Below are 13,550 nucleotides of genomic sequence, written 5' to 3'. Positions count from 1 at the left end.
CGATGCCAGGAACTCCCGTACGACGGCGGCCACCATGGCGGGGTCGGTTCGGTGGGCGATGTGCGCGTGACCGTCGAGGAGGCGGATCCGGGCGCCGGGGATCGCCGCCGCCGCCGCGTCGGTGGCCTGCTTGAGGGCTGGTGGGCTCTGCGAACCGGACAGCAGCAACGTCCGCGCCGTGATCCCTTCGAACTGGCCCGGCCGGTACACCCAGCCCTCCTCGGCACGTGCCTCCCGTGCCACGGTCGGTGCCACGGCGACGCGGCGGGCCCATTCCGGGCCGGACCGCATGGCGCGGATCTGGTCGTCGGTGAAGTCGAGGACGTCCCGGAACGCCAGGACGATGGCCGCCTCGTCGTCGCCGTCGGCGAGCGCCTTCTCGGCCTTCTCGATCCAGCCCTCGGGGTAGGCGAGCCCGAGGCTGGGCTCGTACAGCAGCAGGTGGCTGATGTTCCCCGTGAGCGTCGCGCCGCCCATCGCAAGGCTCGCTCCGTAGGAGTGGCCCCACACGGCGACCGGGCCGCTGACCCGCGCGGCAATCGTGTCGACCACGGCCGCGACGTCCTCGAACTCCCGCTCGATCGCATACGCGGCGCCGTCGCCGCTCGCGCCGAAGCCGCGACGGTCCATGGCGAAGGTGGCGAGGTCCGTACGGAGCTCACCCACCAGGGCGGACGAAATGGTGTGGTCCTGCAGCGAACCGTGCACCATCACCAACGCGGGTCCCGCGCCCTCGACCCAGACCGCGATCGCGCTCCGTCGGGTGCTCGGACGTCGAACCGGTCGGCGGCGAGACCCTTGCTCACGCCGTTCATCTCCGTGCCTCCAGATCGGCCTCGCTGTACGACCGGGACATGAACGCCACGACCTCGTGCACGAACGCCCCCGGATGCGTCACGTGCGGTATGTGGCCCGCACCGGCGTAGACGACGTGCTCGGCCTGCGGCAACAGCTCCGCGAGCCGCGTCAGCACCGGCCGGAACAGAGGCGGGCTCCGGTCGCCGGACGTGGGCAGCACGGGCCCGCGATACCGGGCCAGCGCGGTCTCGTCGATGGTCCGGGCGCCCGTGTCGTTCTCCTCGTCGAGGAACGTCGGGGCGTTCTCGACGAACGTCCGCCGCATGCCCTCGGGCATCCGCGCCCAGCTGCCGGGCCCGAGAGCCACCGCGTCCACGAACAGCTCGGCCGCACCGGCGTGGTCGCCCGCGGAGATGCGGCGCAGCACCTCCGCGAGAGGCCCATGTTCGACGGCCTCGTACCGGGCAGCCTCGGCGCTGCCCGCCGTGAGCAGGGACCACAGCGGCGGTTCGTGCACGACGATCCCGCGCAGCAGGTCCGGGCGCGCCGCGGCCAGCCGGAGGGTGATGGCCGCGCCGGCCGAGTTGCCGACGACGCACGCGGGGGCAGCCTTGAGACGCTCGATCAGCGCGGCGAGGTCGGCCACGTCCTCGTCGAAACTGCCCTGGCCGACGAGACGCTCGCTGCCGCTGTGGCCCCTCCGGTCGTAGGTGACGACACGGAAATCGGGGACCAGGCCGGGTACGACCGGATCCCAGTTGTGGTGCGACCCCCAACTGCCGTGCACGAGAACGAGCGGAACCGGCCCGTCACCGGTCGACTCGTACGCGATGCGCACCCCGTTGACCCGAACGAACTTCAAGGGCTCCGCCGAGGCTACGGCGCCCCCATTGATGTGTGCCATCGCTGCCGCTCCTCTCCTCGAAGGACAGCATCAGGCTTGCTTTACGACCGCCGACCGCGCATCGGCAGACCTACCCATCTGCTTGGGGCACATAGTCACCAAAGCTCGCCAGACGTGTACTTGTTCCCCCCTGGTCCGAGAGGCGTGCTGTCGAAGATGTCAGGCTGCCGGACTCGCCGTGTTTCGGGAGACCGGTTTGATGTGGGCGAAGGCGCTGCGGGCGTTCCACGTGGGGAACGCTCGTACGAGCCAGAAGGGGCCGTGGAGTTGGATGCGGCAGTCGCGGACGGCGTCGGCCCAGGTCTGCTGGCCCGCGTGCCATTTGACGAAGGCTTCGGCTTCCGCCGTGATGTAGAGGTCCTCGTCGAGGCCGGGGTACGTCTTGCAGATCTCGGTCTCTCCGTGGTCGATCAGCAGCCAGTACCGCTCGGGGCGCGGGCGGCCGGTGAAGTCGAAGCGGATGACGACGCGCCGGTCCGGGAGCCGGTCTCGGCGGAGCATGTTGCACATCGACCACAGCGCCACAAAGGGATCGAGGTGCTCGGGGGCGATCTCGAGCCAGGCAGCACCCCACTCGCCGAGCGACACGCAGACCTTGAACAGGTCGTGTCCCGCGGGCGTGAGCTCGTAGTGGCTTCCGCGCCCGTCGGGTTTGGGTGCCGCCTTGACGATGCCGAATCGTTCGAGCTGCTTGAGCCTCTGCGAGAGCAGTGTGCGGGAGAGCCCGGGGGCGCCCTGAAGGATCTCGCCGAAGCTTCCACAGCCCAGGTACAGGTTGCGGATGATCAACGGTGTCCAGCGCTCGGCGAAGATCTCGGCGCCGCGGGCGATCGGGCAGTACTGGCCGTAGCTCCGCACGCCATCAGTGTCGCACTCCTGCTGCCCCAGGCCCTGAAGTCCAGATTCTTGACTTCACATCCGCGGCCTCCAGAGGTGCGATGAGATCGATACGCGAGGAGATTGGAGAAGGACCTCCCAGCAAGTTGGCCACCCGAGGGAGGAGGCGACCGCCATGAAGATCGACGGGTTCCGAGGCCGGCTGATCACCCGTGACGACGCCGGCTACGACACCGCCCGAGCAGTGTGGAACGGCGCCGTGGACCGGCGCCCCCGGCTGATCGCCCGATGCGAAGGCACCGCCGACGTCGCCGCGGCCGTGCGTTTCGCCCGCGATCACGACCTGGAGATCGCCGTGCGGGGCGGCGGCCACAACGTGGCCGGCACCGCAGTGTGCGACGACGGGATCGTCATCGACCTCTCGACAATGCGGGCAGTGTCGGTCGACCCGGCCGACCGCACGGCCTGGGTCCAGGGCGGTGCCCTGTGGGCCGACGTCGACCAGGAGACGCAGGCTCACGCGCTGGCCACCACAGGGGGCATCGTGAGCCACACCGGCGTCGCCGGGCTGACCCTCGGCGGCGGCATCGGCTTCCTCATGCGCAAACACGGGCTCGCCGTCGACAACCTGCTGACCGCCGAGGTGGTCACCGCCGACGGCAGCATCCTCCATGCGTCCGCGGACGACCACCCCGATCTGTTCTGGGCGCTGCGAGGCGGCGGCGGCAACTTCGGCGTTGTCACCCTGTTCCGGTTCGCGCTGCACGGAGTCGGCCCGACGGTCCTGGCCGGACCCGTCTTCTGGGCCGCCGACGACACCACCGACGTGTTGCGCCTCTACCGGGACTTCGCCGCCGCGGCACCCGACGAACTCGGCACTGTGGTCAGGCTCGGGACCGTGCCCCCGCTGCCAGTCATCCCCGAGGAGCTGCACTGGCGGCCCGCCATCGCCGTCGTCTGCTGCTATGCCGGCCCGATCGCCGACGGCGAGCGCGCGGTGGAGGCCCTGCGACGGCTGGGGACGCCGCTGGTGGATCTGCTCGCACCCAAGCCGTACTGCGCCCACCAGAGTGCCACCGACGACACCACGCCCCACGGCTGGCACTACTACTGGAAGTCCACGGACCTCGCCGACCTGTCCGACGACACCATCTCCGTCATCGCCGACCACGCCTACAGGGCCGGCTCGCCCCGGTCGTACGCGGTGATGTTCCACATGGGCGGCGCCGTCACCCGAGGCATCCACACCGCCACTGCCTATGCCGGCCGCGATGTGGCCCACAACATCAACATCGACGCCGTATGGCTGCCCGGTGAGTCGGGCGAGCACGCCGCAGCCGAGACCGCGTGGGCGCGGCGGTTCCTCCACGCCCTTCAGCCGCACCGCGCCAACAGCGTCTACGTCAATTTCCTTGATTCCGACGACGGCAACAGCCGTGTTCGAGAGGCGTACGGCGAGCGCGTCTATCGGCGACTGGCCGAGATCAAGGCCAAGTACGACCCCGACAACGCCTTCTGCCACAACAAGAACATTCACCCCGGCTGAGCACGGCCGGCGACGATCGACGCCGGATCGTGAAGCATGACCTCGCCTTCGACGTCCTCAGCGATATCGGCTCGGACGCTGCCAAGCAGTACGCCCTTGCCTTCGATCGCCCTGACGACCTCGCAGCCGTCTACGACAAGCTCGGCTTTGACCTCCAGCGCGTCAACGACGGTCACCCACGCACCCTGCCGCTGCCCGCCACGTACGTCATCGACCGCGACGGCGTGATCCGCTGGCCTTCGGCAACACCGACTACACCACCCATGCCGAACCGGGCGACATCCTCGCCGCCGCGCTCGACGCGCTGGCCTGAGGCAGGCAGCCTGACCAGCACCAGTGCTGTCAGGCACGGGCGAGTTCGGCAGCTGACGCTGGTTGCCCTTGAGCTTGCCGAGGCTGACGCGGCCCATTGCCGCCCCTCGCCATTGGCTGACGTATCGTCAGCAAGTGCCTCCGGAACCCCTCCCGCGGGCACATCCACGCGACTTAGGGCACACGGAGGGCGCGAAGCTACAAAATGGTCTAGACAACCAATAAACCCCAGGTCGCTGACCTGGGGTTTCTCTCTGGAGCGGGTGACGAGAATCGAACTCGCGCTCTCAGCTTGGGAAGCGACATGGCGGTTGACCTGCGCTTATGTGCCTCAGGCGTGGCCCTGTGAGAGCGAGCTCGCACCGCTGTTGACCCCTGTTGTCCGCCCTTAAGGGCACGCTATGGGCACGGCGCCGTGATTGAGAGGCCGACGGCAGCCGGGGAGGCGCCTTCCATGCTCGGGATGACTCGACTCGCAGGTCGACTGAGCAGCGTCATCGCGACTGCACCCATCGACGCCGCGCCCAACTACGTAGTCCGATGCGCACCGATGCGTGTCTGGCCGGTCGCGTCGGCATGTGTGGCTTGATGGCGGCGGCGATGCTGATGATGAGCGTTGACAGTGGTCGACGATCTACCGGAGGTTTCACCCTGGGTCTTCTGAAGGCGTTCGCCTCACCCGTACCGCCGCGCTGAGGTTCACCTCCATCGTCACGTCCTCGCGGTTGTCGTTGATTCTTACTGCGAGCGCCTGGATGGACGTCTGGTCGAACTGGAACGGAGGTGGCCAGTCCAGCTGGGGCCTAGTTGGGGGCCATATCTGCAGGACGGAGCCATGAAAGTCTTCAAGGGGCGCGAGGTCCCCATCGAAGAAGGGGATGAAGACTTGGAACGCGACTTTGACGACTGAGAACGTGACGCACAGGCCGAGCAGCTCGTGCTTCGGATTCTCCCCGGGCATGTAGATCGGGCGCGACACCAGAGCCAAAGGGTTCGGGTCATGGTAGGCGGCGATCCAGACCCGCATGCCGTGATGTGGCTGACGGTAGACCTCCAGACCCTGGCCGGCTCCGTGCGGAACGATGTTGCCGCCCACCGCGTCCATGAGGACGGCCATCTTGGCGGCCCACAGAGCGAGTCGACCTTGAGCGTGCTCGTCGAGCGATCTCACCTGGTGGAACATTGGGGTGAGGATGTCCTTGACGTCGTTCTCCAGAGCCGACATCCACGTGTTGTTGCAGTGCTGGCAGACTGGCGTCGTCGGCCAGCTGATACGCCGCCGCTGCGGGTCCGTGCTCCGAATGCCATGTCGCTTCATCTCGCGTACGAGCCACTTGGGGTAGATGTCCTCGTCGGTGCGCTGACCGTGCGGGTCCAAGCAGAAGGGGCAGCGGCTCGGCGGAGGCGGCAACCAGTTCTCGTGGGCGCGGTCGCTGGTGATCGGTTCGATGTTCATCACGGTCAGTTCGTCAGCCAGTTGGGCTCTGCCCGCGCGGAGAAGTCCGACGGCGGTTGCGAGGCAGGACCTGTGCGCCGCGCCCAGCATGTACAGCTGCTCGTCGTCTGGCGCAGGCAGAGGATCCGCGAAGGCGCGGCCCACGTCGACGCGCGTCCCGATCAACCAACTACCCGAGCGCGTGCCGCCTATCTCGACCCACGAGTGGCGGGCCCGTTTGACCAACTCCCCGCAGTCGGCAAGGCAGTCCAGCCTGCGCCAGTCCGGACTCCATGAGCTCCACTCAGTCGCCATGCCTCAGGATGACACTTGCCGTGCTGCCATGCTGAGAGATACGCGGCTGGCGCTGGTGCCCCACCGATGGCGCTTAGGACTATGCGCGACCGAGATGATCGAGCGCGAGCGGTCGACCCACGCGGCCGCCCTCACCACCTTCTGGCGGCAGTTCTGTCAGGTCGGCACGACAGGGCGTGGATCGCAGTGGAAGACCTGATGCATGTGCCAGGAGCGGTGGTCGGCGGCGACAGGAAGTGCGCCCGGCTGTGGGCCGACAAGCGGACGGCCGGCGAGCGCTATGACGTGATCGCGGGCGGCAGGGCTGTGGCCGACGAAGCGTTGCGAGAGCAGGATGCGGTGGCCATCGTCGACGCCGAGGACGCCTTTGTCGAAGAGCTTGTGGTGCAGTGAGCACAGGCACAGTCCGTTGTCGACGTCGTCTGGTCCGTCGAAAGCCCACCAGCGCACGTGTGCGGCCTCCAACCCGACCGGCACCGCGCCGATCCTGCCGTCATAACCACAGAAGGCGCACTGGTACTCGTAAGCGGTCAGCACCAGCTCGCTCATCCGCCGGTCTCGCTGCCTCCGCGCGGCGGAGAGCCGCTCGGTCTCCGCCGACTCCAGGTCCAGACCGACGGCTTCACACAGCTCGCTGTGGAGGGAAGGAGGAAAGTGCAGCTCGAGCAGTGACCGTGCTATCCGGTGCAGCAGCACTGGCTCGCGCCGCAGTGCATCTCTGAGGTCCGGTGCGAGTCGTCCAGTAGCACCCAATTCCCGGAGGTTCCGCAGGCCGCTGCCCGGACTACCGGACCCATGGTCGGTACGCACCTCCCAGACACCGTCGCTGATCAGATGGTGGAAAGGGTAGGCGGGTGTCGTCTTGTTGGGCGGGCCATACTCGGTCAGCAGCCGCTGCAGATCCCCCTCCACCGCGCTGTACCGCAGCTCACTGTCGGCGTCCTCCTGGAACCGGCCGAGGGCGTACAGAAGCAGCAGAGGCTTGTGTGGCGCCCGCGTACCGTTCTTGGTCCACTGCCTCAACTTCGCGATGCGCTCGAGCCAGTCCATGCCCAGTGATCGTAGTGACGGTCTGCTCGTCATGGGCGAGGCCGCAACCGACGTGGCTGCCGTCGTCTGTTCCGCCTGGACGGAAGGCGTGACGCTCGGAAGACTTCAGAAACGGAACCCGAACAATCCTCCGTCGTCGTACTCGTCGTCCAACCGCGCTGGCAGTGTCTTGCCCGACGCGTCGTACCCCCTGCGCTCTGCTTTCTCAAGGTCATCGGAGTTGAGCGTGGCGATGTACTGCATGCTTTCGCGTTCTGTTACCTCCGCTGCCAATTCCAGGGCGTCGCGGAGTTGCCTGTCATCGACGCCGTCGAAGAGGTGACTGTCGTGCACGAGAAAGTCGGGGCCGCGTCCGTGCCTGTGCGCGACGACCGCCATGGTGAGGTCGAAGCAGAAGATCACCATGTTGCCGATGCCGCGGCTGTCGTCGCTGTCGACATGTGGGACGATCCGCAGGCTGCTGGGGCCGGCATCGAACTCCAGATATGCCTGACGTCCTGAGCCGTAGAGCCTTTGGGCGAACTCGGAGAAGAGGACCGTGGCTTCGCTTGTCTGCGTGGCCCGTTCGTCCAGATCGTCCTTGAGAGCGCGTTGGAGGTCGAGGCGCTTGGCCTTGATCTCCAGGGCGCTGGCTTCAAGCGTCTGCGCTGCTTCGTAGCGGTGACGCAGGGCTTCCACTGACGCCTGCTTCTGCGCGAGCGCCTGTTGCAGAGCGGTCAGGGCTTCCAGGGCGCCGCCTTCGTTGAGAGTACGCAGGACCTGCTGGAGTTCGGCGCCCAGTCGTTCACGCTGAGTTGCGCGGTCCGCGAGCCGGCTCTCGATGGAATCGACCTCCTCGGCGAGGTAGCGTTGCCGATTGCGGACGATCGACCTGTGGAAGTCCTTCACGTCGTCGAAACGCCGCTTGACTTGGTCACCGAGCAGAATGCCGAGCTCTCTGTAAACGGGTTCCAGGTACCTGACGTCTCCGTCGGTCGTGTCTCGTACTGCGGTTCGCAGGTCTGTCAGGTTGCGCTGATCGATTGAGTCCTGGGAGTTGAGGGCTCGGATCTCGTGATCGACCTCGTCGGCACGTCGCTTTAGCTCTTCGTACTGCGGCACGACGCGAAATGCCTTGATCTGCTCCTCAAGCCGTCGCACCTCCTCCTCAGCGATGGTGATCTGACCCCTGAGCTCCGCGGTGCTGCCCACGATCCGTCCCCATACCGGGTCGTTGACGGCCTGGCGCAGCTGGCGACGGGTTGCCTCACGCGCAGAGATTTCGCGGTAACCGCCAGCGAGCTTCCAGTCGAGGCCGAGGAGATACGCAAGGTTGGTGGCCGCGTCAGCCTCTGATTGCTGGCTGTAAGTACGGGTCGGTGTATTGAAGGCGTGACTGGAAATCCGGCGGATAAGGAAGGACAGCATTGTCCGCCCGCTCAACCCAGGGTGTTCTCCGCGCAGACCGAAGAGCTCCGCCTCGATCAGCTTCGTCCACCGCGTCGCTGGGATGTCCACGGGACCTGCGACGTCGATGTCGAAGAGTGATTCATGTCCTGGCCCGTCGGCATCGATGTCCTGGCTCAGCCGCACGACCTCTGGGTGCGCCCCACTCCGGGTAGCGGTGAGTAGTCCACCGTCGGCACTGGGCCAGTCCAGTTCGAGGCTGAAGGCGATTTCCCGCAGAGCCTTGCGCGCTGGCAGGCTCCTCTTATCGGCGCGGGCGCCGAGGAGGAAGTGGAGTAGTTCCACCATGCTGGACTTGCCAGTGCCGTTTCGGCTGTCCTTGTCTCCGGAAATGTCAGTGGTGTCGGCCACAAGGAGGTTGAGGCCAGCGGAGAAGTCGACGCGGCGGAACCTCGGATCATTGGCGCTCAGTCGGCGGAGCATCAGGGCCTCCTGGGCATCAGCAGCTCGTCACGGAGCTCAACCGCTCCGAGGGCATGCAGGACATCCAAGGCGAGAACGAACCAGCCGAAGGAGACAGGCGAACCGTGCCCGAGTTCAGAGCGCCGGGTTTTGAGCCGGGCCCATGCCTGGCTGACAGTCAGGGGACTGTCCAGTTCCTGGAGGATTTGGGCTCCGACAGCGAGCAGAGCCCGGTCGGGAGCAATGCCCTTGGTCGGAGTCAGCATGTCAGCTGCTCCCCGGGGCAGCGGGCAGTCCGTTGGGCGACCATCCCTCAGGCGCGTTCTCAAAGATGTGGCAGTGCTCGAAGAAATGGGCGAGGACGACCCAGCCCGCACTTAGCTCTCGTGAGCTCTGGAGGCGGTTGCCGTGGATGTAGTGCTGGAGGTCCAGAAGGATCAGATCAGGGTCGTTGCTCCGCTCACGTGCAACCAGATACTCCTGAGTGAACGCGGCGGCCACTTCATCGTGCTCGAACGGGTCGTACACGCCGGCGTAGTACTGGGCTACGAGGTGCGTATACCGCATCCCGTCGACCAGATCGTCGCGCACCTCACCGATGATCTGGTTGAAGTCGATTTTTCTGTCGCTGACTTCAGCGAGGCTCATCAGCGGATCAGCGGTCAGACGCTGCTCCTTCAGCCGACCCAGCAACGGGGCAAGGTCGCCCATGCCCACCCCGTATATGTGTTCCTCGATGGGTATCTCGCAGCCAAGAACGTACTCGACTGTCTCGCACGGCAGGGGCAGCAACTCGGTCCATAAGCGCCTGCGCCCCATCTGCTCGAAGCGGAGCGGCGTGTGGGCGGTGCGAGCCTCGGCCAACATAGTCGCTACCGCGGGGTGGATTCCGCGAAGGTCATTGTGGACGAAGACGAACGTGTTGAACTGGCCCGGCCGTTGTCGCTGCGCGGAATCCAGGTCGTCATGGAACTTCTTGCGGACCTTGGCGACGTCGAAGGTGGCAGGCGCATAGCAGGCGTACAGCTTCTCGTCGTGCAGGCTGAGACCGTCGGAACCCTGGTCGCCGAGGTTGCCGTGGGTTCGTACATCGAGAAAGTCTGGATAGCGTGCGCACATCACGTCGTGGAAGAAGCCTTCGAAGGCTTCCCCATGTAACTCGGCCAGCTTCTCCATGAACTTGACATACGCGTACATACGCTGCGCGCCGTTCACGGTCCCCCTCCCCTTGAACCGCAGGCCCCACCTGATGGCCCGTGATCACACTAGCCGGGAAGGCGGACCACTGAATACCCGTTGTGCACCCACGCTCCCAAGCTGTCATTGCCCGCTACGTGGTTGATCACGCACCAGCAGCGCACGTGGCCGCCGTGCGGCAACGTCTGGCTGGGGCCCGGTCGTCACCGGGCTCCTGCTGCCTTCGCAAGGCGCTTCCGCCCTGGTCGTCGGTGTCGTCACCGGTGCCGGCGAGGCAACGGCGCTGGCGTTGTGACTGGTCTCCGGCCCGCTGGCCCAAATGCGGCAACGTGCGCGGTCATCTCGGTGGAGTGCAGGCTGAGGCGCGACAGCAGCCGGTCTGCCAGTTCGAGTTCGTCATCGGCCTCGGCAGGGTCGGTGAAGGCGACGACGAAGGCGAGATGAGCCTGGGACATTGCGGTCTCGCCGATCGCACCGTTCTGTTCGGCTTCGCTTCGGGCTGCCAGGTAGGCGGCTGCGGCCCGGTCCACGTCTCCCTGGACCCACCACACGTCCCCGAGTTCGCGCTGGCGCCGTCCCTCCCAGCCCAGGGGAACAGGGCCACGGCCAGCCATTGCCACCCCTCCTGCACCGAACGTCCCTCGCGTCGTAACGCTCAGTGGTAATCTCAACGTGGCCTTCAGGGGGCCTGTCCTGACGCTGAGCTGCCCCAGTGCAGCGTCATCCACAGGATGAAGAAGCCTTAGCTTCACTGGGTTCGATTTGTGTGTCCGATTGCACCTCTACAGGGTGCGCCGATCAGTTATCGGGCGCTTCGGGGCAGCAGCGTTCGAGGACGGATCGTGCCGTGTCTGCTGGCGGACGCCTCTCCACCCTGGTTCGGACTCGGATCACCTACACAGGTGAGCCGTATCAATTCGCTCTGGAAGCCCTCAAGAACGCGCGCACCCCCACGCCTTTGCCGGACTCTGCAGGCGATCAGGCGCTGCTTGAGTCACAGGTCTTGTCGAAACTCGGCGACGGCGGAACCTGGTCTGCTCACCCCGTGGGTATCGCTGGCGTACGTCTGAGCCCAGGCAGGCCCATCGTGGTCTATCTCGACAGTCACGTTGAGCTTTCCCAGGGTGAGGACTACCCCGTGGCATGGCACGCCCTCGATCGCCTCTTGCCGTACACCGAATCTGACGTTCAAGTCGGCGGCGTCCTGGGGCTGCGCATCGCCGCAATCCGTGGGAACGACCTCCACCTCACTCTGGCGGAGACTGAGAGTCGCCTCATCATCCGCGGTGTCCCCGGCACCAAATGGGAGGACTACCTCGACGACCGGTGGAAGGAGCTGGTCAGGGCTCACGCCGCGCCCCTGTGGCGATCCCCCTCATTCACCGATCTCGAACGGCAGGACGAGCAGTCGCACCCACTAGTCCGAGGCATGGAAAAGGACATTGCGTGGGTAGGTGCGGGTTTGCTGCGCAGGATCGCGCTGTTCCATACGTCCAGCTCTGCCTACTCCACACGGTCGTGGATAACCGGCAGCGAGTGGATCTTCGAACTGGACACGCGCCGTGACGTCCGTCTCGATCACGACACTCTGCTTGCCAGGCTCACCGATCCCGTTTGGGGGCTGCCACTCCGTGTCGTCGAGCATCACTGCACCTGTGACGACCCGCCTTTTCAGAACGACCGGTATATGCGGCAGTGCACTTACGAACTGGCGCACCGCGACGGCCCGGGATGCGGGCTCCAGTTCCGATTCCGTTGGGGCCGCGCCGCATACGGCAAGGACGCCAGGAAACAACTCGAAAGGCTCGGCGCTGACACCGGCTGGCTCGGTCGTGTACTTCCGGGGGATACGCGTGGATCTCGTGGGGAGGCGGCCTCATGAACTGGGACACGATCACGCTTTACGTCTTGGCCAGCTTCGGCGTCGTCCTTCTCGTTCTAGGTCAGCTCCGCGAGCTGCTGGGAAAGGTCGCTGAGGTCGTCAGCGCCTGGCACGAACTTCGGAGCAGCATGCGCCGGAGTTCCGACCCACAGCGCGCGCCGTCTACCGCGCAGCAGAGCCTCAATGATCAGTGATCTCCATATGCCCAGACCCGTACATCTACCGAGCGGCAATCTGCTTGCGGTGTCCGGGCCGCCCAGGGGAGGGCCTCCTCCCCCCGGGGTCGTGAGGCGCAGGACGCTCACGCACTGGCTTGAAAACGAAGCAGCGCCCGAGCTGACCGAGGTCGACTCAGGCGCTGCGTAGCAGGTCAGAGGCCGTTTCTCTCCGCCGCCACCGGTAGGCGGGTGGTCTCCCGTTCCGGTCGTGGCTTCGCTGGTGTGGAGGTTGGTCATCGGCGGATCAGCAGCAGCCGCACTGACGTGCACAGCAGACCGTGCTGACAGAGCAGGGCGGCTCACAGGCCGGTGACGGGTTGCCCTGTGAGGGCTTGGGCGATCTGCCAGAGCTGGCCGCCGCGTGACGCCTTCACGAGAACCACGTCGTCGGGGCGAAGGATGGAGTCGAGATAGGCGGCAGCGGTGGCGTTGTCGCCGACCAGGGCGATGTCGGGAACGCCCGCCGCGCCTGCCGCGAGAGCCAGCTGTTTGGCGAGGTCTCCACCTACTGCCACGACGAGATCTACCTCGTTCTTGGCTGCGAAGCGCCCGATTTCGCGGTGGGCTTCCACGGCTTCGTCGCCCAGTTCCAGCATCTCTCCGAGTACGGCGATCCTCCGGCCGCCTGCGGCCTCGGTCGTTTCGCCGTCTGCCTCGGTCATCAAGACTCTCCGTTGGGGATCAGGGGCGCGAAGGTGATCGCGCGGCCGGTGTAGGAAGGGGACAGTCGGCTGAGGGGAACCCGGTCGTGCGTCTGACCCCAGGCCGAGGGGTCTCGGATGAAGATCGTTGGATCGGGACCGTCCTCGTAACCGCGGAGGATGACGAGGTGGCCGCCCGAGCGGCCGTCGTCGGGGAGCTGCTCGGTGACAGACACGATCAGCGGTGCGTGTTCGAGTCGGGCGAGAAGGTCTTGGACCGGCACGGGCTCTGCGAGGGAAGGGACCCCGAGGTCGGTCGCCAGGCTCGCGATCCCCGCGTGGAGTGCTCCGCGCGGGGTCAGAACCTCGTGCTTGACCGCGAGCTTCAGCAGTTCCGTGACCGTGGGCGCCTCGCGCCCGTAGGCGAGCAGGATCATTCTCAGCGAGGCCAGGCCGCACGCCCGGTTGGACCACTCGATCCTGTCCCCGAGCGCCCAACCGCCGTGCAGATCCCACTCGGCGGGGTCGATGAGCTGACGGCACATGGGGACATCGTGGACGCGCGGC

Annotated in this window: 14 protein-coding genes and 1 pseudogene; 4 read left to right on the top strand and 11 right to left on the bottom strand. The window is 66.3% G+C overall.

Going from position 1 to position 13,550, the window contains the following annotated elements:
- From ACTWQJ_RS01605 to ACTWQJ_RS01595, 3 genes are all read right to left on the bottom strand, one after another.
- Window positions 1-711: alpha/beta fold hydrolase (locus ACTWQJ_RS01605; RefSeq protein ID WP_443304805.1), on the bottom strand; the 711-nt coding region annotated here is incomplete at its 3' end.
- A 100-nt stretch (window positions 712-811) separates the two neighbouring features.
- Window positions 812-1,702 carry an alpha/beta fold hydrolase gene (locus ACTWQJ_RS01600; RefSeq protein ID WP_443304804.1) on the bottom strand — a complete coding sequence of 297 codons (891 nt, stop codon included), beginning with the start codon at window positions 1,700-1,702 and terminating at the stop codon, window positions 812-814.
- Window positions 1,703-1,861: 159 nt separating this feature from the next.
- Window positions 1,862-2,560: a winged helix-turn-helix transcriptional regulator gene (locus ACTWQJ_RS01595; RefSeq protein ID WP_443304803.1), complete on the bottom strand. Its 699-nt coding sequence runs from the start codon at window positions 2,558-2,560 to the stop codon at window positions 1,862-1,864.
- A 154-nt stretch (window positions 2,561-2,714) separates the two neighbouring features.
- On the opposite strand from ACTWQJ_RS01595, the gene ACTWQJ_RS01590 reads away from it, so the two are divergent.
- Together ACTWQJ_RS01590 and ACTWQJ_RS01585 are read left to right on the top strand one after the other, a co-directional pair.
- A complete protein-coding gene (locus ACTWQJ_RS01590; RefSeq protein ID WP_443304801.1) occupies window positions 2,715-4,085 on the top strand; it encodes an FAD-binding oxidoreductase in 1,371 nt (456 codons plus the stop codon).
- A 32-nt stretch (window positions 4,086-4,117) separates the two neighbouring features.
- A pseudogene (locus ACTWQJ_RS01585) lies at window positions 4,118-4,398 on the top strand (redoxin domain-containing protein); the annotation flags it as partial.
- Window positions 4,399-5,043: 645 nt separating this feature from the next.
- Here ACTWQJ_RS01585 and ACTWQJ_RS01580 read toward each other — a convergent pair.
- The 6 genes from ACTWQJ_RS01580 to ACTWQJ_RS01555 form a co-directional block, all read right to left on the bottom strand.
- Window positions 5,044-6,018, bottom strand: a complete 975-nt coding sequence (locus ACTWQJ_RS01580; protein ID WP_443304800.1) for a hypothetical protein — start codon at window positions 6,016-6,018, stop codon at window positions 5,044-5,046.
- Between the two features lie 285 nt (window positions 6,019-6,303).
- Entirely contained in the window at window positions 6,304-7,197 is an 894-nt protein-coding gene (locus ACTWQJ_RS01575) for a phosphorothioated DNA-binding restriction endonuclease (RefSeq protein WP_443304799.1), read from the bottom strand.
- Between the two features lie 105 nt (window positions 7,198-7,302).
- Window positions 7,303-9,066: an ABC-three component system protein gene (locus tag ACTWQJ_RS01570; RefSeq protein ID WP_443304798.1), complete on the bottom strand. Its 1,764-nt coding sequence runs from the start codon at window positions 9,064-9,066 to the stop codon at window positions 7,303-7,305.
- The gene (locus tag ACTWQJ_RS01565) at window positions 9,066-9,311 is read right to left on the bottom strand and encodes an ABC-three component system middle component 6 (RefSeq protein WP_443304796.1); all 246 of its coding nucleotides are present in this window, start codon (window positions 9,309-9,311) and stop codon (window positions 9,066-9,068) included. The genes ACTWQJ_RS01570 and ACTWQJ_RS01565 overlap by 1 nt, the downstream gene beginning before the upstream one ends.
- Before the next feature lies 1 nt (window position 9,312).
- The gene (locus ACTWQJ_RS01560) at window positions 9,313-10,260 is read right to left on the bottom strand and encodes an ABC-three component system protein (RefSeq protein ID WP_443304795.1); all 948 of its coding nucleotides are present in this window, start codon (window positions 10,258-10,260) and stop codon (window positions 9,313-9,315) included.
- 239 nt (window positions 10,261-10,499) lie between these two features.
- The gene (locus tag ACTWQJ_RS01555) at window positions 10,500-10,772 is read right to left on the bottom strand and encodes a hypothetical protein (protein WP_443304794.1); all 273 of its coding nucleotides are present in this window, start codon (window positions 10,770-10,772) and stop codon (window positions 10,500-10,502) included.
- 557 nt (window positions 10,773-11,329) lie between these two features.
- Here ACTWQJ_RS01555 and ACTWQJ_RS01550 point away from each other — a divergent pair.
- Window positions 11,330-12,124 (top strand): hypothetical protein, encoded by a 795-nt coding sequence (locus tag ACTWQJ_RS01550; protein WP_443304793.1) that lies wholly within the window; start codon window positions 11,330-11,332, stop codon window positions 12,122-12,124.
- Window positions 12,121-12,318 carry a hypothetical protein gene (locus tag ACTWQJ_RS01545; protein ID WP_443304792.1) on the top strand — a complete coding sequence of 66 codons (198 nt, stop codon included), beginning with the start codon at window positions 12,121-12,123 and terminating at the stop codon, window positions 12,316-12,318. The genes ACTWQJ_RS01550 and ACTWQJ_RS01545 overlap by 4 nt, the downstream gene beginning before the upstream one ends.
- Before the next feature lie 323 nt (window positions 12,319-12,641).
- On the opposite strand, the gene ACTWQJ_RS01540 is transcribed toward ACTWQJ_RS01545, so the two are convergent.
- Window positions 12,642-13,004 (bottom strand): glutamate ligase domain-containing protein, encoded by a 363-nt coding sequence (locus ACTWQJ_RS01540; protein ID WP_443304791.1) that lies wholly within the window; start codon window positions 13,002-13,004, stop codon window positions 12,642-12,644.
- A complete protein-coding gene (locus ACTWQJ_RS01535) occupies window positions 13,004-13,528 on the bottom strand; it encodes a C39 family peptidase (RefSeq protein WP_443304790.1) in 525 nt (174 codons plus the stop codon). The genes ACTWQJ_RS01540 and ACTWQJ_RS01535 overlap by 1 nt, the downstream gene beginning before the upstream one ends.
- Between the last annotated feature and the right edge of the window lie 22 nt (window positions 13,529-13,550).

The organism is Streptomyces sp. KR55, from assembly GCF_052245645.1.
Classification (GTDB): domain Bacteria; phylum Actinomycetota; class Actinomycetes; order Streptomycetales; family Streptomycetaceae; genus Streptomyces; species Streptomyces flavusporus.
This window is presented reverse-complemented; position numbering and strand designations above follow the sequence as displayed.